The organism is Mesorhizobium sp. M4B.F.Ca.ET.203.01.1.1 (genome assembly GCF_004791025.1).
Taxonomy (GTDB): Bacteria; Pseudomonadota; Alphaproteobacteria; order Rhizobiales; family Rhizobiaceae; genus Mesorhizobium; species Mesorhizobium abyssinicae.
In genome coordinates this window covers 320,313-339,375 of the sequence record NZ_SRUO01000004.1, presented here as the reverse complement: position 1 = coordinate 339,375, position 19,063 = coordinate 320,313, and the positions used below count along the sequence as shown (strand labels likewise).

19 protein-coding genes are annotated in these 19,063 nt (G+C 65.5%); 3 read left to right on the top strand and 16 right to left on the bottom strand.

All coding sequences use genetic code 11. From position 1 onward, the window contains the following. Positions 1 to 135 precede the first annotated feature (135 nt). Positions 136 to 1,050, bottom strand: coding sequence for a DMT family transporter (locus EN846_RS11535; RefSeq protein ID WP_245509040.1), 915 nt, complete (start codon positions 1,048 to 1,050; stop codon positions 136 to 138). Positions 1,051 to 1,098: 48 nt separating this feature from the next. Further along, positions 1,099 to 1,986 carry a DMT family transporter gene (locus EN846_RS11530; protein WP_127286737.1) on the bottom strand — a complete coding sequence of 296 codons (888 nt, stop codon included), beginning with the start codon at positions 1,984 to 1,986 and terminating at the stop codon, positions 1,099 to 1,101. Positions 1,987 to 2,289: 303 nt separating this feature from the next. Between EN846_RS11530 and EN846_RS11525 the strand changes: the two genes are divergently transcribed. Then, positions 2,290 to 2,721 carry a nuclear transport factor 2 family protein gene (locus EN846_RS11525; protein ID WP_127286736.1) on the top strand — a complete coding sequence of 144 codons (432 nt, stop codon included), beginning with the start codon at positions 2,290 to 2,292 and terminating at the stop codon, positions 2,719 to 2,721. Positions 2,722 to 2,731: 10 nt separating this feature from the next. On the opposite strand, the gene EN846_RS11520 is transcribed toward EN846_RS11525, so the two are convergent. Further along, positions 2,732 to 4,243 (bottom strand): peptidase S10, encoded by a 1,512-nt coding sequence (locus tag EN846_RS11520; protein ID WP_127392712.1) that lies wholly within the window; start codon positions 4,241 to 4,243, stop codon positions 2,732 to 2,734. A 163-nt stretch (positions 4,244 to 4,406) separates the two neighbouring features. Between EN846_RS11520 and EN846_RS11515 the strand changes: the two genes are divergently transcribed. Beyond that, entirely contained in the window at positions 4,407 to 4,913 is a 507-nt protein-coding gene (locus EN846_RS11515; RefSeq protein ID WP_127286734.1) for an OsmC family protein, read from the top strand. A gap of 2 nt (positions 4,914 to 4,915) precedes the next feature. Here EN846_RS11515 and EN846_RS11510 read toward each other — a convergent pair whose 3' ends face one another. From EN846_RS11510 to rpsF, 13 genes are all read right to left on the bottom strand, one after another. Then, a complete protein-coding gene (locus EN846_RS11510; protein ID WP_127286733.1) occupies positions 4,916 to 5,137 on the bottom strand; it encodes a hypothetical protein in 222 nt (73 codons plus the stop codon). 135 nt (positions 5,138 to 5,272) lie between these two features. Further along, positions 5,273 to 5,905 carry a hypothetical protein gene (locus EN846_RS11505; RefSeq protein WP_127392711.1) on the bottom strand — a complete coding sequence of 211 codons (633 nt, stop codon included), beginning with the start codon at positions 5,903 to 5,905 and terminating at the stop codon, positions 5,273 to 5,275. Positions 5,906 to 5,981: 76 nt separating this feature from the next. Next, positions 5,982 to 6,737 carry an SDR family NAD(P)-dependent oxidoreductase gene (locus tag EN846_RS11500; protein WP_127310954.1) on the bottom strand — a complete coding sequence of 252 codons (756 nt, stop codon included), beginning with the start codon at positions 6,735 to 6,737 and terminating at the stop codon, positions 5,982 to 5,984. Between the two features lie 27 nt (positions 6,738 to 6,764). After that, positions 6,765 to 8,246, bottom strand: a complete 1,482-nt coding sequence (purF, locus tag EN846_RS11495; RefSeq protein WP_127287302.1) for an amidophosphoribosyltransferase — start codon at positions 8,244 to 8,246, stop codon at positions 6,765 to 6,767. A 133-nt stretch (positions 8,247 to 8,379) separates the two neighbouring features. Then, entirely contained in the window at positions 8,380 to 9,060 is a 681-nt protein-coding gene (locus tag EN846_RS11490; protein ID WP_127285619.1) for a CvpA family protein, read from the bottom strand. A gap of 59 nt (positions 9,061 to 9,119) precedes the next feature. Beyond that, positions 9,120 to 10,538, bottom strand: coding sequence for a DNA repair protein RadA (radA, locus tag EN846_RS11485; protein WP_127285618.1), 1,419 nt, complete (start codon positions 10,536 to 10,538; stop codon positions 9,120 to 9,122). 230 nt (positions 10,539 to 10,768) lie between these two features. Continuing rightward, positions 10,769 to 12,259, bottom strand: a complete 1,491-nt coding sequence (locus EN846_RS11475) for a replicative DNA helicase (RefSeq protein ID WP_127285617.1) — start codon at positions 12,257 to 12,259, stop codon at positions 10,769 to 10,771. A 219-nt stretch (positions 12,260 to 12,478) separates the two neighbouring features. After that, a complete protein-coding gene (locus EN846_RS11470) occupies positions 12,479 to 13,447 on the bottom strand; it encodes a small ribosomal subunit Rsm22 family protein (protein ID WP_127310953.1) in 969 nt (322 codons plus the stop codon). A 3-nt stretch (positions 13,448 to 13,450) separates the two neighbouring features. After that, the gene (locus EN846_RS11465) at positions 13,451 to 13,774 is read right to left on the bottom strand and encodes a YnfA family protein (RefSeq protein ID WP_127310952.1); all 324 of its coding nucleotides are present in this window, start codon (positions 13,772 to 13,774) and stop codon (positions 13,451 to 13,453) included. Between the two features lie 92 nt (positions 13,775 to 13,866). Continuing rightward, a complete protein-coding gene (locus tag EN846_RS11460) occupies positions 13,867 to 15,156 on the bottom strand; it encodes a cyclopropane-fatty-acyl-phospholipid synthase family protein (protein WP_127393174.1) in 1,290 nt (429 codons plus the stop codon). 275 nt (positions 15,157 to 15,431) lie between these two features. Continuing rightward, positions 15,432 to 16,016: a 50S ribosomal protein L9 gene (rplI, locus tag EN846_RS11455; RefSeq protein WP_127393175.1), complete on the bottom strand. Its 585-nt coding sequence runs from the start codon at positions 16,014 to 16,016 to the stop codon at positions 15,432 to 15,434. Positions 16,017 to 16,232: 216 nt separating this feature from the next. After that, positions 16,233 to 16,481, bottom strand: a complete 249-nt coding sequence (gene rpsR, locus EN846_RS11450) for a 30S ribosomal protein S18 (RefSeq protein WP_006203718.1) — start codon at positions 16,479 to 16,481, stop codon at positions 16,233 to 16,235. Then, positions 16,481 to 16,972 carry a 30S ribosomal protein S6 gene (rpsF, locus tag EN846_RS11445; RefSeq protein ID WP_127311714.1) on the bottom strand — a complete coding sequence of 164 codons (492 nt, stop codon included), beginning with the start codon at positions 16,970 to 16,972 and terminating at the stop codon, positions 16,481 to 16,483. The genes rpsR and rpsF overlap by 1 nt, the downstream gene beginning before the upstream one ends. A 441-nt stretch (positions 16,973 to 17,413) precedes the next feature. On the opposite strand from rpsF, the gene EN846_RS11440 reads away from it, so the two are divergent. Further along, positions 17,414 to 19,045: a pilus assembly protein gene (locus EN846_RS11440; protein WP_127393176.1), complete on the top strand. Its 1,632-nt coding sequence runs from the start codon at positions 17,414 to 17,416 to the stop codon at positions 19,043 to 19,045. Positions 19,046 to 19,063 lie beyond the last annotated feature (18 nt).

Below are 19,063 nucleotides of genomic sequence, written 5' to 3'. Positions count from 1 at the left end.
CGCGCAAAGAAAAAGCCGACCTTGCGGTCGGCTTCTAAGGAGGGCGGATCGAGGGGTTTGGGGGGACTTGGGGGTGATCCGCCACAGCAACAATGCGCGGGCCCGATGATGGTTCCATGACCCGAAAAATATTTTTCAGTTGGCCGCGCGCCCTGCCGCCAGCCAGTCGCGCCCGGCATGGGCAAACACCGCGCAAAGCACGATCGCGCCACCGATTATGCTGGCGGCCGGCGGGATCTCGCCGAGGAACAGGAAAGCGAACGCGATCGCGAACGGCACTTCGGCCGAGCCGAGCAGGCCTGATTCGGACGCCGGGATCAGCCGCGAACCTTCCGTCCACAGGATCGACGCCAGCGCGAAGGAGCCGCCGAACGTGGCCAGCAGCAGCGCATCCCGTGCCGAGACCGCCAGCGGATCTGTGACGAACCAGCCGAGGACGAACAGAAGGAAGGCCGACACCGCGCCAGCCCACACAACAGGCGTGTCGCGGAAGGCGCGCACCATGATCATGTAGAGCGCGCTGCCGGTTGTCATCAGCAGCGCCAGCCCATCGCCGAAGAGATGGCCGGTGCCGAAGCCCGACCACACCATGATGCCGACGCCGCACAGCGACACGGCGGCGGCAAGCATCGTCTGCAGCCGGAATTTTTCCCGCACCAGCAGGAAGGCGAGCAATGCGGCGATGAAAGGCGAGGTCGCGTAGATGACGGCGACATTGGCGACATAGGTGAATTTGAACGCCGCGATGAAGGCGATGCTGGCGGCTGCGCCTTCCAGCGCCAGCAGCCAGCCGCGCCAGCCGAGCCGCAGGCTTTCGCGCCCGCCGGAGCGGCGCCGCCGCCACAGCACATAAAGCGTGATCAGGATCGAGCCGACGAAACCGCGCCAGCAGGTGATCGTCAGCGGATCGGCGTGGATCGATTTTGTCAGCACGCCGGTGAGGCCGAACACGACGGCGGAAGCCGACACCAGGACGATGCCCAAGGTTCGCTCGGCGGCGCTCGTCGCGCCATCGGCCAATGTATCAGTCATCTCGAGGGAATCGGTCATGTCCTCAGTCTACGTCGCCCTACCGGCATGGTTCCGTCAGTTGTCATGCTAGAGCCGTTTGCGGAAATGCTCGTTGCCGATGACGAGCAGGCCGGCGGCGACGATCAGCGCCGCCCCAAGGAACACCTCGCGGCGCGGCACGTCGCCCCAGATGGCGAAGCCGAGCGCGAAGGCCCAGACCAGCGACGTGTACTCGAACGGCGCCACGATCGACACCGGCGCCCTTTTCATGCCTTCGAACAGAAGATACTGCGCCATGCCGCCGAGCGCACCGACGCTGGCCAGAAGCAGCAACTGGCCGCCGTCGGGCGTCCGCCACCAGATCAGCGCCGGCGCCACGGAGAAGAGCAGGAAGTAGAAATTGTTGAGCACGAGCTGGATCGTCGTGCGCTCCTGCATCGCTATCTTGCGCAAAAGCACGACGGCGATGCCCCAAAGCAGGGCCGCGGCCAGCACCAGGACCATCGGCAGCGAGATGCCGAGATGGGTCGGATCGCAGGCGACGAATACGCCGGCAAAGCCGATCAGCACCGCCAGCCAGCGCAGCAGCGGCACCTTCTCGCCAAGCATGAACACCGACAGCACGGTGACGATGATCGGAGCGGCATAGTAGATGGTGGTGAGCTCGGCGAGCTGCAGGGTGCGGGCGGCATTGTAGTAGCAAAGCCAGGCCGCCAGCGTGAAGGCGCTGCGCACCAGCATCGGCCGCACGATGGGCGAGCGCGCAGTATCGGTGAACAGGCGCCGCCCGCCGATCGCCGCGCAGGCGGCAAGGATGGTGACCGAGCGGAAGAACATGATCTGCCAGACGCTGATGCCGACGACCAGCAGCTTGATCGCTGCGTCCTGCGCCGAAAACAGGAAATAGGCGCCGCCGGTCAGGAGGATGCCGGCCAGCACCCTTTCGCGGCTATCGAGAATGGCGACATCGGCCATGCGGCACCGCTTTGCGGACGTTGCTTGCATTGAGCCAAACCCCTTGGCCCAACAGGATCAGCCTATACGGGCGATGGCCCGCACGGCGCTACGCCAGCTCCGGCCTTGCGTTGGGGCACAGGCCTGGCGGCCTGCATTCACCTGACGCTTGCGGCACACGGATGTTCGACGTCTTGCAATGCTGGACGGTCATCGCCCGTTCAGGTAATTTTGCAACTCGCGGATTGATCGGCGCGGCTGACCCCGGCAGTGGACTATGGAGAGGCGCGCCAATGCGTGCGCTGCATAGGTCCGGAAGCTTCGATGACTGACGTGATCGATCGACTGGTGAGGGCGATGAACGCGCATCAGCTCGACGCTGTCGCCGCTCTCATCCACGAGAACTATCGAAGCGAACAGCCGACGCACCCGGGCAGAGCCTTCGTTGGCCGCGACCAGATGCGCGCCAACTGGGAGGCCATGTTCGCAGGGATACCTGACTTCCATGCGACGGTCATGCGCTCGGTCCGGGACGGCGACACGACCTGGACCGAATGGCATTGGTCCGGCACTCGCCGCGACGGAAAACCCTTCGAGGTGCGCGGGGTCACCCTGTTCGAGATCGTCGACGATCGGATCGTAAGCGGGCGACTGTATCTGGAGGACGTCGAGAGGCAGCCTGTCGGCATCGAAGACGCGGTCGAAGCCCTTTCCGGGCGCCGTCCGTCAACGGCCGGCAGCGAAACCTGTTCGTGAGCCGCAGGCCTCACTGCGTTGCCTGATAAAGCTCCGCGGCCGCCTCCTTCAGCGCTCGCCTTCCGTCCGCCCTGAAATACATCATGTGGCCGCCCTCGACGACATCGAGGCGGATAGGCTTTGCGTCGGAAAGCGGCGGAACCTGATTCACCAGATAACGCGAGGCGAGATAGGGCGTGACGAGGTCGGTGTAGCCGTTGACGATGACGACGCCGAGCGCGGGGTTGAGTGAACGCGCCCGCTGCAGATCATCCATCACGCCGGCATAGCCTTGCCGCGAGGTGCCGTAGTCCCAATTGTGGGTGACCTCGCCATTGAGCAGCCGGTAGCTGATGTCGGCGTGGAAATTGAGCTCGTCGCGGACATAGCCGACGAAGGCCGAGGTCAGCGCCGGCACACTGCGGTCGAGCACGGGATCGGGTCCTGCGATGCGTCCGCTCTCTGGCGCGATGTCGGCCGTGCCGATCATGCCGTCATACGGGCTCAGCACCTTGCCTTTGGCGCGGGCGAATTCTCGCGCGAACAGGCCGGTCGGGACGCGGGCGAAATTGTGCTGGACGAGCTCGAGCGGCAGTCCGGTGATATCAGCCACGCGCTGGCTCGCCAGCTTTCCGCCTTGTTCCAGCCCGCTGGTCAAAGCGGTGAGGTAGTCGCCCATGGCATAATGCTCGACCTCGGCGAGCCTTTCCCGCAACGCATCCCCGCTGACGCCTTCGCTGCTGAGGCGCACCGCCGCCAGCGAGGGCAGTTCGAGCGCCCAGTGCAGCGGCTCGAATTCGTCCGGCTGCACTAGCATGAACTCCAGCGCCGGAGAGATCAGCACGATGCCGTTCGGGCTGATGCCGACATCCTCCTGCAGCGTGCGGGCAAGCAGCGCCGCACGGAACCCGCCATAGCTTTCCCCGGCAAGGAAAAGCGGCGACCCGGTGCGGCCGTTCTGGGCGAGATAGAGCCGGATGAAGGCGCCGATCGAGCTGGCGTCCTGGCTGACGCCCCAGAAATCGTGCGTGTCCTGGCCGGGCGCCTCGCGGCTGTAGCCGGTCCCGACCGGATCGACGAAGACGAGGTCGGTCATGTCGAGCCAGCTGTCGGGATTGTCGATGAGCTTTTGCGGTGAGGGCAGGAATTCTCCAGCTGCACCGGTCATGACGACGCGCGGCCCGAGCGCGCCGAGATGCAGATAGGCGGAGGCCGCGCCCGGCCCGCCGTTGAACACGAAGGTGATGGGGCGAGGGGCAGCCTTCGCCTCGCCCTCCGATGGCCGCAGCGTGTAGGCGACGTAGAAGATCTCGGCTGTGACATCGCCCTTGCCGGAGAGCAGCGACAGGGTGGCGGCCTTAGCCTGATAGTCCAGCTTGCGCCCGGCGATGGTGATCGAGTGGTTCGTCGTCTGCGGCTGTGGCAGGAGCGACAGCACGCCGCCCGCGGGCGCCGGCCGTTCCGGCGTTTCGGCGAGACCAGCCGGCGCGAACGCGGCAAGCAACAGCAGGGCGAGGGGAACGAGTTTCAGCTTGAACCGCATGACGCCTCCGCGGGAACGACTTCCGCATAGGTATGGCTGAGCCTGTCGAAGTCAAAGGGGGCGTCTCGACACTTGGGTTCCTCGCCTCGCCTAGGGCGGGGGAAAGGAACCCAAGCTGGAATAATGTGCTATCAACCACCAAAGAATATCGAAAGGAGCGCAAATGGACGCGACCGCACTCAAGGCCATGCAGGCGCCGCTGAAGGACGCCTATCGAGAGGATGCCTCGCGCGCGCTGATCACGCTTAGGGCAAGGGGCTCGGTCGACGACCAGTCGATCGCCTGCAAGGTCGAGACGGGCAGGGCGCTGGCCATCGCCGGCCTTCATCCGGCGACCGGCGGCTCCGGGCTCGAGCTCTGCTCCGGCGACATGCTGCTGGAGGCGCTGGTCGCTTGCGCCGGCGTTACCCTGAAGGCGGTGGCGACGGCGCTGGAGTTCAAGCTTGGCAATGCCACCGTGCAGGCGGAGGGGGATCTCGACTTTCGCGGCACGCTGGGCGTCGCCAGGGACGCACCGGTCGGCTTCCGCGAAATCCGGCTCAGTTTCGATCTCGACACCGACGAGCCGCAGGAGCGTATCGATTCGCTGCTCAAACTCACCGAACGCTATTGTGTGGTGTTCCAGACCATCAGCAACAAGCCGCAACTGACGGTCAGCGCACGGCGCTGAAGCTACTGTGCCGAAGGCTCTTCGGCATCCCCTTCGTCGGTGAACGGCGAGGCGCTCGGCACGCACTGCACCGCCCATCCCTGAGGGGTCGGCTGCTTCTGGTATTCGGTGACGGCGTTGGTGCACTGTTCGCGGGTGTCGAAGGTGCTGGGCAGCACCACCATGCCGCCCTGTGGGCCGGCGATCACCAGATACCAGACCAATGCTACGCTGGGAGCAGCCATGGGAATTCCTCACTATGTTGGTGTGGGAGAGTCGGCCGATCCTAGCAACTCCGGGCGAGCGGTGAAAGCTCGCCCGGCCTGCGGTGCATGCGCGCGACATCACAGCCGCGTGATGTCAGCCCCGCTCTCCAGCGGTCATTCGACGGCGAAGCAATAGAACAGGCCGTCGCCGCCGGTGCCCTTCAGCGCCTCCTGGCTGCAGCCGCCACGCGAGGCATGCGAGGAATTCCATGACTTGGCGGCTGCCGAATCGTCGAGCCCGGTGCGGTCGTGATGGCCCATCATGGCCACCCCCTCCGCGCCGCTCATCGTCCAGTCGCCGCAGGTCTGGTCGGCGATCTTCGTGCCGTCGGGTTTCGAGCCGGTCAGCACGTCATGGCGGTTCGGCTTGTCGCCGCGGCCGTTGACCACCTCGCCCTTCTCGTTGAGCGCCGTCTCCTTGCTGATGGCGTTTGCATCGCCATGCAGCGAGGCGACATCGTCGGCGATCTTGACGCCCTTGGCGTTGACCCACGGACCCTTGCCGATGCGGTCGCGCGCATCCTCGGCGCCGGTCGACAGGTAGGCATGCCAGGTCTTGCCCTTGACGCCGGCTGCCTCCGCCAGCGACGCGCAGTGCGCGTCGGCGCCCTTCAGCCCACCGAGATCGGCGCCCTTGCCGGAGCCGACACTGGTGACGAAGAAACTCATCTTTGCGTCTTGCGACAGCGCCGTGCCGGCGGTAGCGGCGGTAAGTGCGGCGGCGGCAACGAGAATAAGTCTACGCATGGCGGTCCTCCGGTTTCGAATGTTCTACATTCGAAGAACGTTGCCGCAGGCGTATTTAATCCGTCTCGAGCTCGGTTTATTCCGGTTGCCGGTAGGTGACGAAGCGGTTGTGCTTGGCCTGGAAGATCAGGCCGGTTTCCTTCAGTTCCGGGCTGGCCAGCGGCACGATGCGCCTGGCGATCTCGGACGGATGCGGCAAGGTCTCCGGATCCTCGCCCGGCGCGACCTGCGCGCGCATGGCGGTGCGGGTGGCGCCGGGATCGGCCGCGTTGACCCTGAGCGGCAGGCCCTGCGTCTCATGCGCCCAGGAGCGCATCATCGTCTCGACCGCCGCCTTTGAAGCAGCGTAAGGCGCCCAGAAGGCGCGCGCCGAGTGTGCCGCGTTGGAGGACATGATGATGGCGCGGCCGGCGTCGGAAAGACGCAGCAGCGGATCGACCGAACGGATCAACCGCCAGGTCGAGGTGACGTTGATGGTCATCACCTTCTCGAAGGTCTTGGCTTCGACATGGCCGATCGGCGTGATGACGCCGAGCACGGCGGCGTTCGCCACGAGGATGTCGAGCTTGCCCCAGCGCTCGTGGATGGCGCCGCCCAGCCGGTCGATGCCGGCCATGTCGGCAAGGTCGAGCGGCACCAGCGTGGCCTCGCCCTTGCCGGTCCTGGCGTGCTCGGCCTTGATCGCATCGTCGAGCTCCTCGAGCCCGCCGACTGTGCGTGCGACCGCGATCACATGCGCGCCGGCGGCAGCCAGTTCCTTGGCCATGAAATAGCCGATGCCGCGCGAAGCGCCGGTGACGACCGCCAGGCGGCCGGAGAGGTCGAGGGTCATGCGAGAGCTTCCGTGAGGTGGTCCGGCCTACGCTCCGCTTGTCGCCAGCAGCGACAGCGTGCGCACATTGTCGTGGCCTTCGAAGTCGAGCAGGCGCGTCGGGTACTGGCCGGTGAAGCAGGCGTCGCAGAACTGCGGCTGGTCGTTGTCGCGCCCGGCCTCGCCGACGGCGCGGTAGAGCCCGTCGATCGACAGGAAGCCGAGGGAATCGACACGGATGAATTCGGCCATCTCCTCGACCGACATGCGCGAGGCGAGCAGCTTCGACTTCTCCGGCGTGTCGACGCCATAGAAGCACGACGCGCTGGTCGGCGGCGAGGCGATGCGCATATGCACTTCCTTGGCGCCGGCGTCGCGCACCATCTGCACGATCTTCTGGCTGGTGGTGCCGCGCACTATCGAATCGTCGACCAGAACCACGCGCTTGCCCTCGATCATGCGGCGGTTGGCGTTGTGCTTGAGCTTGACGCCCATATGGCGGATCGAATCGCCGGGCTGGATGAAGGTGCGGCCGACATAGTGGTTGCGGATGATGCCAAGCTCGAAGGGGATGCCGGCGGCCTGGGAGAAACCGATCGCGGCCGGCGTGCCGGAATCCGGCACGGGCACCACGATGTCGGCCTCGACCGGGTTTTCCTGCGCCAGTTCGGCGCCGATGCGCTTGCGCACCTCATAGACGTTGCGGCCTTCGACCGAGGAATCCGGCCGCGCGAAGTAGACATATTCGAAGATGCAGAAGCGGGTCTTCTGCGGTTCGAACGGGAACAGGCTCTCGATGCCCTTGGAGGTGATGACGACCATCTCGCCGGGCTTCAGGTCGCGCACGAAGCGGGCGCCGATGATGTCGAGCGCGCAGGTCTCGGAGGCGAGGATCCAGGCGCCATCGAGGTCGCCCAGCACGAGCGGGCGGATGCCCAGCGGGTCGCGGCAGCCGATCATTTTCTTGGCCGTCATGGCGACAAGCGAGAAGGCGCCTTCGACCTGGCGCACCGCGTCGATGAAGCGCGAATTCAGGTCACGCTCCTTGCTGGTGGCGACCAGGTGCAGCAGCGTCTCGGTGTCGGAGGTCGAGGAAAAGATCGAGCCCTGCTTCTGCAGCGCGCGCTGCACGGTCAGCGCATTGGTGAGGTTGCCGTTGTGGGCGACGGCGAGGCCGCCCTCGGCGAGCTCGGCGAAGAAGGGCTGGATGTTGCGCAGGCCGGCGCCGCCGGTGGTGGCGTAGCGGGTGTGGCCGATGGCGCGATTGCCCTGCAGGCTGTCGATGACGCGCTGCTTGGTGAAGGTGTCGCCGATCAGGCCGACATGGCGCTCGACATGGAACTGACTGCCGTCATAAGAGACGATGCCGGCGGCTTCCTGGCCGCGATGCTGCAGCGCGTGCAAGCCGAGTGTGACGATCGCCGCCGCATCCTGCCGGCCGAAAATGCCGAACACGCCGCACTCGTCGTGGAAATGGTCGTCGGCCTCGGCGGAAAGCACGTCGCCTGCGTCTGCCTTCGAAACTGCCATGGGGGCTCAAGCTCCGCTAAAATCGCCATATAAGGCGATCGCTCGTCGAAAGCAACGCATGCCTTGCGGCGTTCACACCAACGTCAATCCCGGGGAAGCGCCCGCCTTGCCGCGGGCGCCCGTTTGTCCGGGATCAGTTTGCCGGCGCCGGGCTGGCGGGAGCCGGAGCCGGCGCGTTGTCGGCCGGCGCTTCGCCTTCGCTGTCGTCGGCCGGCGCATCGGCATCGTCGCCGTTTGCCGGCGGTTCGGCCGCCGGCTGATCGGTCGTCGCGCCGGGTGCCACCGGCGTCTCGGTCGCGGGCGCACCCTTGTGCGTGTATTTGTTGACGAGGTCTTCCGTGTTCTCGGGAAGCAGGCTTTCGAGCTTGGCGCCGATCGTCTCCAGCAGCGGCCGCGACTTGGCGTTGGCGACCCAGCCGGGCGCCTTGGCGCCGGCCAGCCAGTTGAAGAACAAGAGCGCCACCGCGACCACCAGGACGCCGCGCGCCGCGCCGTAGAGGAAGCCGAGTGTGCGATCGAGGGCGCCGATACGGGAATCGATGATCCAGTCGGCGAGCTTCATGGTGATGACCGAAACGACGATCAGCGCGATGACGAAGACGACGCCGGCGGCCGCCGCCATGGCGATCTTGTCATTGTCGACATAGGGCTGAACGTAGGGCAGCACCGGCTTGTAGAAGAAGAAGGCCGCCGCGGCCGCCGCCACCCAGGAGACGATGGACAGCACCTCGCGCGAGAAGCCGCGCACCATGGCAAGCATCGCCGAGACCAGGGTGAAGCCGACGAGAATTCCGTCAAGCAGCGTAATCGGCATGTCCTTCGCCCCACTCCATGTCTTCAGCGCTCGATGTCTTTACCGCTCGACGAGCCGCGTCATTCTTGCTCCTCGGCGCGGTTGCGCCGTGAGCCGGCTATACGCGCCACGAGGTCGGCAAGCTCGGTGGGCTGGAAAGCGCCGGCCCCGATCCCCCCAGCGCCATTGCCACCGACAAGTTCCTCGCTGCCCAAGGGCAGGACCGCACTACCGAAACCCAGCTTTTCGGCCTCTTTGAGGCGCTGCTGCGCATGCGCAACCGGCCTCACCGCACCCGACAGGCTGATCTCGCCGAAATAGACGCAATCGGCGGGAAGGGCAAGACCGGTGAGCGAGGAAACCAGGGCGGCGGCGACCGCCAGATCGGCAGCCGGCTCGCTGATCCGGTAGCCGCCGGCGACGTTGAGATAGACATCATGCTGGCCGAAGCGCACGCCGCAATGGGCTTCGAGCACGGCGAGCACCATCGACAGCCGCGCGCCGTCCCAGCCGACCACGGCGCGGCGCGGCGTGCCCAGCGAAGACGGCGCCACCAGCGCCTGGATTTCGACCAGCACCGGGCGCGTGCCCTCCATGCCGGCGAAAACGGCGGCACCCGGCGACTTCGCATGACGCTCGCCGAGAAAGAGTTCTGACGGGTTGGCGACCTCGCGCAGGCCCTTGTCCGACATCTCGAACACGCCGATCTCGTCGGTCGGGCCGAAGCGGTTCTTCACCGTGCGCAGGATGCGGTAGTGGTGGCCGCCTTCGCCCTCGAAATAAAGCACGCCGTCGACCATGTGCTCGACGACGCGCGGGCCGGCGATCTGGCCTTCCTTGGTGACATGGCCGACCAGCACGATCGCAGCACCGGTGGATTTGGCGTAGCGGATCATCGCCTGCGCTGCCGCGCGCACCTGGGTGACGGTGCCGGGCGCCGAATCGGCGAGGTCGGTCCACAGCGTCTGGATGGAATCGAGGATGACGAGGTCGGGCCGCTTGCCGTCGGCGATGGTTGCCAGGATGTCCTCAACATTGGTCTCGGCGGCGAGCTCGACCGGCGTCGAGGCGACGCCGAGGCGCTGGGCGCGCAGCCGGATCTGGGCAACGGCTTCCTCGCCGGAGACATAGACGATGCGGTGTCCCCTCGAGGCAAGCGCGGCGGCGGCTTGCGTCAGCAGCGTCGACTTGCCGATGCCGGGATCGCCGCCCACCAGCAGCGCCGAGCCGCGCACGAAGCCGCCGCCGGTGGCGCGGTCGAGCTCGCCGATGCCGGAGACGATGCGCGGCGCGTCCTCGATGTCGCCCGACAGGCTGGTCAGCACCACGGCGCGCCCCTTGCGGGCGTTGCGGGTGTTGGCCGGTCCCGAGCCGATGCCGCCGGAGGTGCCTTCCTCGACCAGCGTGTTCCACTCGCCGCAGGCATCGCACTTGCCTGCCCAGCGCTGGTGCACCGATCCGCAATTCTGGCAGATGAACTGGACGCGCGATTTAGCCATGCAGTTGCGCCGTTCGCAGATGGCGGAAGGCTGGCGTTCCCGCCCACCCCCCTCTGTCCTGCCGGACATCTCCCCCGCAAGGGGGGAGATTGGATGTCGCCACCGTTTTCGCCAATCGCCGACGTTGCAGGACAGGGACCGCCGCCAAAGCTGTCGATCTCCCCCCTTGCGGGGGAGATGGCCGGCAGGCCAGAGGGGGGTGTGACGGAGCGCGACTGCGGGTCAAAAAACTACTCAAACCTGTCCGGCAAATGATGCTCTTCCGCGAGGTCGGAGAAGCGGGTGAATTCGCCGTGGAAGGCGAGGCTGACCGAGCCGGTCGGGCCGTGGCGCTGCTTGGCCACGATCACCTCGGCCTTGCCGCGCATCTCGTTCATCTCGGCTTCCCACTTGATGTACTCGTCGGTGCCGAGCTTCGGCTCGCGGTTCTTGAGGTAGTACTCCTCGCGATAGACGAACAGCACCACGTCGGCGTCCTGCTCGATGGAGCCGGATTCGCGCAGGTCCGAGAGCTGCGGACGCTTGTCGTCGCGGCTTTCGACCTGACGCGACAGCTGCGACAGCGCGATGATCGGCACGCCGAGCTCCTTGGCCAGCGCCTTGAGGCCGGTGGTGATCTCGGTGATTTCCTGCACACGGTTCTGCGAGGCCTTGGCGCTGGAGCCCTGCATCAGCTGGATATAGTCGATGACGATGAGGTCGAGGCCGCGCTGGCGCTTCAGGCGGCGCGCGCGGGCGGAAAGCTGGGCGATCGAGATGCCGCCGGTCTGGTCGATGAACAGCGGGATCTTCTGCATGGTCTGCGAGCAGGCGACCAGCTTTTCGAAATCCATCTCCGAGATCTCGCCGCGGCGGATCTTCGACGACGAGATCTCGGTCTGCTCGGAGATGATGCGGGTGGCGAGCTGCTCCGACGACATTTCGAGCGAGAAGAAGCCGACGACGCCGCCATTGGCGGCCTTGAACGAGCCGTCGGCCTGCTGCGCAGGCACATAGGCCTCGGCGATGTTGAAGGCGATGTTGGTGGCGAGCGACGTCTTGCCCATGCCTGGGCGGCCGGCAAGCACGATCAGGTCGGAAGGCTGCAGGCCGCCCATGCGGCGGTCGAGGTCGCGCAGGCCGGTGGCGATGCCGGACAGGCCGCCGTCGCGCATATAGGCGGCGTTGGCCATGTCGACGGCGGTTTTGACCGCGTCGGTGAAGCTCTCGAAGCCGCCGTCGTAGCGGCCGGTCTCGGCCAGCTCGAACAGGCGCCGCTCGGCGTCCTCGATCTGGTCGGACGGCGACATGTCGACCGGGGCGTCATAGGCGATGTTGACCATGTCCTCGCCGACGGTGATCAGCGCGCGGCGCGTGGCGAGGTCGTAGATGGCGCGGCCATAGTCGGTGGCGTTGACGACGGTGACGGCCTCGACGGCGAGCCGCACGACATATTGCGCCACCGTCATGTCGCCGACCTTTTCGTCCGCCGGCAGGAAGGTCTTCAGCGTGATCGGGGTCGCGATCTTGCCCATGCGGATGAGCTCGGCCGCCACCTCGAATATCCGGCGATGCAGCGGCTCGTGGAAATGCGCCGGCTTGAGGAAGTCGGAGACCCGGTAGAAGGCGTCGTTGTTGACGAGGATGGCGCCGAGCAGCGCCTGCTCGGCCTCGATATTGTTCGGTGCCTCGCGATAGAGCGGTTGCTCCGCCACGCCGAATTTGCGCGCTGCCTCAGCCATGATATCCCCGATTTCGATCCCGACCTCTCGATAGCAAGAACGAGATGAGTCGGTGCTGACCTTTCTGCATCACCCGAAGGCCAATCAGCCTTGATGCCCGCTGTTCACAGGAACGGCAAACCGTCCACAGGACAGAATTCCCGTGCCCCGATTCCGGTTGACTCGGCAAGGCCGCGATTCTACGCGAAGCTGTAGAACAAATAAAGAACAAATTGTCATTCAAATATCCAGCGTGTCGCCCCAGTCCAGCCGTCGCGAGATCCTGAACGCGTCGCCGTCGCGCTTGCTGAACAGTGTCTCGCCGGCACTGCCGTCGGGCACGCAAAGCTTGAGCAGCACCTTGCCGGAGCCGGCTTTCGGCGGCGCGATCACGCGCGCCGGGCGCGCCGGCGCCGGCTGCCGCGAGGCGGCGATGTAGATGAATTTCTCGTCCTCCCAGGGGACGTCGGCGTCCTTGGCGAGGCGATGCAGGCGCGAGCGCGCGACGCGGCGCGAGAAATGGCACCAGTCGGGCGGGACGAGCGGGCAGGGCGCCTCGTGCGGGCAGGGTGCCAGCACATGCGCGCCGGCCTCGATCAATTGCCGGCGGACGGCAAGGATGCGCTGCCAGCCGGCCGGCGTTCCCGGCTCGACGATCAGCAGCGTGTCGGCGGTCAACTGCCAGAGTCGGCCAACCAGTTTGGGCAGCGAGGCCGGCACGATCTCGTCCAGCACATAGGCGGCGGTGACCAGATCGGCGGGTTGAAGATCCGTGAGATCGATCGTGGCGTCGCCGGCGAGCCATTCCGTCCTGGCGGCGACCGTCTCGGCGGCCAGCGTCTGGCCGATCTTGCGCACCGCCGCGCTCGCCTCGAGCATCACCGCCGCCTCGAGGTCGGACCACAGGTCGATCGTGGCCCAAAGCATGGTGCCAGGCCCGGCGCCGATATCGAGCAAGGTCCTCGGCTGGAACTCGGGCCTTGCCTCGGCCAGCGCGTCGAGGCTGGCGCGGACGGCGGCATAGGTCGCCGGCAGCCGCGTCGCCAGATAGGCTTTGACCGCCATGTCCTCGGCCATGTGCAGGCGGCCGTCGCGCAGCTCCGCGCGGTAGCGGTCGGACAGCGTCCGCGCCGCCTGCTTGAGCGCCGGCAAGGGCACATTTTCGAGCAGGCGCTCGACGCCTTGCCGGAGCGGGGCGGGGAGTTCCACGCGTCACGCTCCCCGGGGTGCGAGAAGGATGACCGAAGCGCCGGCGATGCAGATCGCCGCACCGGCAAGGTCCCAGCGGTCGGGGCGCACGCCTTCGACCAGCCGCAGCCAGCCGAGCGATGCCGCGATGTAGATACCGCCATAGGCGGCGTAGGCGCGGCCGGCGGCCGATGTGTCGACCAGCGCCAGCAGGAAACCGAACAAAGCGAGCGAGACGAGCCCCGGCGCCAGCCACAGCGGCGACTTCTCCAGCCGCCACCAGGCCCAGAACGAGAAGCAGCCGGCGATCTCGGCAAGCGCGGCGGCGATGTAGATGAGATAGGTCATGAAAAAAGGTCTCGCGATAACGAGACCTTTTTCATGCTTGGGCCGGCTATGGCAAGGATAATGGGCCGATTGGCCGCGATGCCGCCGGCTTCCTACTCCCCGTCCGCCACCTTCCGGCGGCGGGCGGGCTTGGCGACGGTCGGCTCGGGCCGGTGGCCGATGTCGCGCATTTCCAACGCCTTCTCGCATTTGGCCATGTAGTCGCGGGTGACCGGCAGCGTGTCGTTCCTCTTGGCGAGCTGGATCTGGAAGATCACCAGGTCCTGCCAGCGGAAGGCGGCTTCCGAGGCGGCGAGGTAGAATTCCCACATGCGGCAGAAGCGCTCGTCGTAGATCGCCTTGGCCTTGTCGCGGTTGGCGGCGAAGCGCATGCCCCAATGCTTCAGCGTGTCTGCATAGTGCAGCCTGAGCATTTCGATGTCGGTGACGACGAGGCCCGACTTCTCGATCGCCGGCATCACCTCGGAAAGCGCCGGGATGTAGCCGCCCGGGAAGATATATTTGCGGACGAAGGCGCTGGTCGCCCACGGCACGCCGGAGCGGCCGATCGTGTGCAGCAGCATGACCCCGTCGGGCTTGAGCAATGTCGCCGACTTCTCGAAAAAGGTGCGGTAGTGGTTGACGCCGACATGTTCGAACATGCCGACAGAGACGATGCGATCGAAGCGTTCGTTGAGCGAGCGATAATCCTTGAGGTCGAAATGCACCCTGTCCTGCAGCCCTTGCACATGGGCCCGGTCTGTGGCGACGCCGTGCTGCTCGATCGACAGCGTCACACCTTGCACGTCGACGTCGAAGGCCTTGGCGAGATAGAGGCCGAGCCCGCCCCAGCCGGAGCCGATATCGAGCACCGTCTGCCCGGCTTTCAGCCGCAGCTTGGCGGCGATGTGCCGCCTCTTGGCCGCCTGCGCCTCGTCCAGCGTCATGTCGGGCTGCTCGAAATAGGCGCAGGAATACTGCATGTCCTCGTCGAGGAAGAGCCGGTAGAGGTCGCCTGAGAGATCATAGTGGCGCTGCACGTTGCGCCGCGCGCGCGCGGCGGTGTTGATCTGCTGCAGCCGGCGGAAGGCGTGGCGCAGGCCTTCGATCGCCTTCGACCAGGTCGCATCGATGCCGCCGCTGCCCATGTTCTGGAAGGCGATGCGCATCACCCCAAGCACGCCGCCTTCGAGGATATCGAGTTCGCCGTCCATATAGGCTTCGGGTACCGCCAGCATCGGATCGAAGCTGATGGCGCGTTCGGCGTGCTTTGTCTTGATGTGCATGTGCACCGGCTCGCCGCTGCCGTCGCCGAAGGTGACCGTCGAGCCCTTCGGCCCGGTCACTTTGAGATTGCCGGTGCGCACCAGGCGGTCGAGAAGGCGCTTCAAGAGAATATTCATGACCAAATGTCCCCAACGTCAGACAGGATGGCCTGACGCAGGGTCCCGAAATCGCTATCGATTTCGCGGCGGGATCATGCGCCAAGTCAAAGGACTACGACGTCCTTTGTGCGTCCAAAGGACGCGCGACGCTGTAGTCTGCATCAAGATATAGGGGTTCGAAAAGTTCCATTTGGCACAAAAAAGCCCGGGCGCGAGGCCCGGGCGTTGGTCCAGTCGAAACCGGTGGCAGTCAAGGCGTTTCGAGCGCCGCTGTGGCGCTCGATCGTGCCTGGTCAGGCGTTGTCTTCGCCGCCTTCGAACTCGGCGTTCGGGTCGAAGAAGTTTTCCGGCCGCGCATTGTCGTTGATGTCGTCGCCGTAGATGGCTTCGGCCGTCGTCAGCGTCTCGCCCTTGGCCTGGCGCTCGGCCTCGTCGGCGGTGCGGGCGATGTTGAGCGTGATCGTGACTTCGACTTCCGGATGCAGCGCGATGGCCACATTGGTCAGGCCGATGGTCTTGATCGGGTGGTTGAGCTGAATCTGGTTGCGGTTGACCGAGAAGCCTTCCGCCGTCAGCAGGTCGGCGATGTCGCGGGTCGACACCGAACCGTAGAGCTGGCCGGTCTCGCCGGCCGAACGCACGGCCACGAAGCTCTTGCCGTCGAGCTTTTCGGCAACCTGCGAGGCTTCCGACTTGCGCTCGAGGTTACGCGCTTCGAGCTGGGTCCGCTGGCCTTCGAACTTCTTCTTGTTGGCTTCGTTGGCGCGCAGCGCCTTGCCCTGCGGCAGCAGGAAATTGCGGGCGAACCCATCCTTGACCTTGACGGTGTCGCCCATCTGGCCGAGGCGGGAAACGCGTTCGAGAAGAATGACTTCCATGGTTTTGTTCCTTCGTCTTGGCGTCGATCGCGGGGATCGGCGCAGGATTGATCTGGAACAGGTCAGGAAGCAAAGGGGGCGTTGCCGCCGTGTCGCTGTCCTGCCTGTCGCGGCAGTTAGAGGCTTTCGGCCTCAACCCGGGATTTGATGTCCAACCCTGCGGCGCCCGTCGCCGTGGGGAAAGAAGCGGGCGGCTGGCCGCCCGCTTCGGAAGTCTTAGCGAACCACGTAGGGCAGCAGGCCGAGGAAGCGGGCGCGCTTGATCGCCTTGGCGAGCTCGCGCTGCTTCTTCTGGCTGACGGCGGTGATGCGCGACGGCACGATCTTGCCGCGCTCGGAAATGTAGCGCTGCAGCAGACGCACGTCCTTGTAGTCGATCTTTGGCGCGTTGGCGCCGGAGAACGGGCAGGTCTTGCGGCGACGGTGGAACGGGCGCCGGGTCGGGATCTGGTTGATGTCGACCATTATTCTGCACCCCCTTCAGCGCCTTCACGCGGGCGGCGCGGACCGCGCTCGCCGTCGAAGCTGCGCGGCGGACGATCGCCACGGTCGCCACGATCGCGGTCGCCGAACGAACGCGGGCCGCGGTCGCCACGGTCGCGGTCGCCGAAGCCGCCGCGCTCGGAGCGCTCTTCGCGCTTCTGCATCATCGCCGACGCACCTTCCTCATGCGCCTCGACCTTGATGGTCAGGAAGCGCAGCACGTCCTCGGACAGGCCCATCTGGCGCTCCATCTCGTTGAGCGCGGCCGGCGGGCAGGTCAGGTCCATCAGCGTGTAGTAAGCCTTCCGGTTCTTGTTGACCCGGTAGGTGAGGGACTTCAATCCCCAGTTCTCGACCCGGCCGACGGACCCGCCATTCGCGGTGATGACGCCCTTGTACTGTTCGACAAGCGCATCGACCTGCTGCTGCGAGAGGTCCTGCCGGGCAAGGAACACATGTTCGTATAGAGCCATAGTGTATCGGTGCCTTTCTTCGTTTCTCTCCCGGTTCCTCGCGGCTAAAGCCTCTGCAACTTCTCTGACCCGCGAAGCGGGGAAGAAAGGAGCATGACGAGACGGTCGAGAGCGGAGACACGGGAGGCGGAAGCGCTTCTGGCTTCACACGCAGGCTTTCGATAAGCCTGCGGCCCTCCGTACAGCCCCCAGCAAGGACCGGCAGATTGCGGGGGTCTATACAGCAATTCCCGGGGAAGGCAAGGGAGGACGTCGGTCCTTGCCGTCGCAGTCAGGAAAAAACGCCAACATTCGGGAGCAAGCTATTTTATCGATTTTCCGGTAATCGGGCTTTAACCACCATAAGCGGTTGTTTTGTGTTGTAACCTCAAATTCACGACGAGAAGCGCACGAAATCGGGTGACCGCGCGGGGGCGGTCTGCTTGGCGATCCGGGGGTAGGATGCTTCTCAAGAATTTCTGGCGCTCGAAGCGCGGCAACTTCGCGCTGGTGCTGGCGCTCGGCGTGCCGGCGATCCTCACCGCCGTGGCCTTCGCCACCGATGTCTCGACACTGATGAAGGCCAGGAGCAATCTGCAGAACGCGCTTGACGCGGCCAACCTGGCCTCTTCGCATCTCGGCGACATCGACATCTCGCGCAGCGATGCCTTCAACCGCTATTTCCAGGCCAATGTCGCGACCCACCGCGAACTGTCCAATGCCCAGGCCACGCTCAGCGTCGACAAGGGCGTCACCTACATCAAGACCAAGGCAGTCGCTTCGGCCGACGTCAATCTGAACTTCGCTTTCCTGTTCGGCGACGACAGGCACATCACTGTCGATGCCTCGGCGATGGAATCGAACAACCAGCTCGAAGTCGTGCTGGTGCTCGACAACACCGGCTCCATGGCCGGCGCGCGCATCAGCGCGCTCAGGCAGGCGACCAAGTCGCTGATCGACTATCTCGAGGCGGCCAAGTCGCCGACTCGCCAGGTGCGCGCCTCGCTGGTGCCGTTTGTCACCGCCGTCAACGTCAATGGCCCCGATTTCGACCCGTCCTGGATCGACCTGAACGGCAAGTCGTCCACCAACGGCATCAATTTCCCGGCAGTAAAAGGCAAACGTCCAGATCATATGTCGCTGTTCAAGCAGCTTCAGCAGGACGTTCCGGCCTTGAAGCACACCGGCTGGAAGGGGACCGGCTGGAAAGGCTGCGTCGAGGCGCGGCCGGGCGCCTACAACATCTCCGACACGCCACCCGATCCGTCCAACCCGGACACGCTGTTCGTCCCCTACCTCGCGCCGGACGATCCCGACGTCGCCCGCAAGCCGTCCGCTTCCTACGGCAATTCGTCGACCGGCTACAACAACTCCTATCTTGACGACACAATCGACAAGATCAAGCTGGCGCTGCCGGGCGCCAACGTCCTCGGCATCGACCTTAGTGGCGTTCTCGACGCCAATGTCAGCAAGGTCGCGCGTTATGTTGCCTCGACCAACAAGATCGTGACCGAGACCGGCAACACCATCACCGTCGGTCCGAATCGCGCCTGCCCGACCCCGATCGTCCCGCTGACCAACGATTTCGACAGCTTGCGCGCCGCCGCAGCCCAGATGAGCGAATGGAACGGTTCGGGCACCAATGTCTCGGAAGGGCTGGCCTGGGGCATGCGGGTGCTGTCGCCGCAGCCGCCCTATACCGACGCCACGCCTTGGAAGACCTCGGGCGTCAGCAAGGTCGTGATGCTGCTGACCGACGGCGAAAACGTCGTCTACGGCGCCAGCGGCCAGCCGACCAAGTCGGACTATACCTCCTACGGCTATCTTGGAGGCGGCCGTTTCGGCTCCGACAACCAGACGGCGGCTGCGCGCAATGTCGATGGCTGGACAAAGGATGTCTGCACGCAGCTGAAGAGCCAGGGCGTGCAGGTCTACACCATGGTGCTGCAGGCCGATACGGCGGCCAACCGCGCGCTCTACAGCGCCTGCGCCTCCGATCCGAGCGACTATTACGCCGTCAATGATCCAAGCAAGCTGCCGAACGTCTTCCAGACCATCGCCAGCAAATTTTCGAAGCTGCAGCTGACGAACTGAACGGCGGGTTCGCCCGCC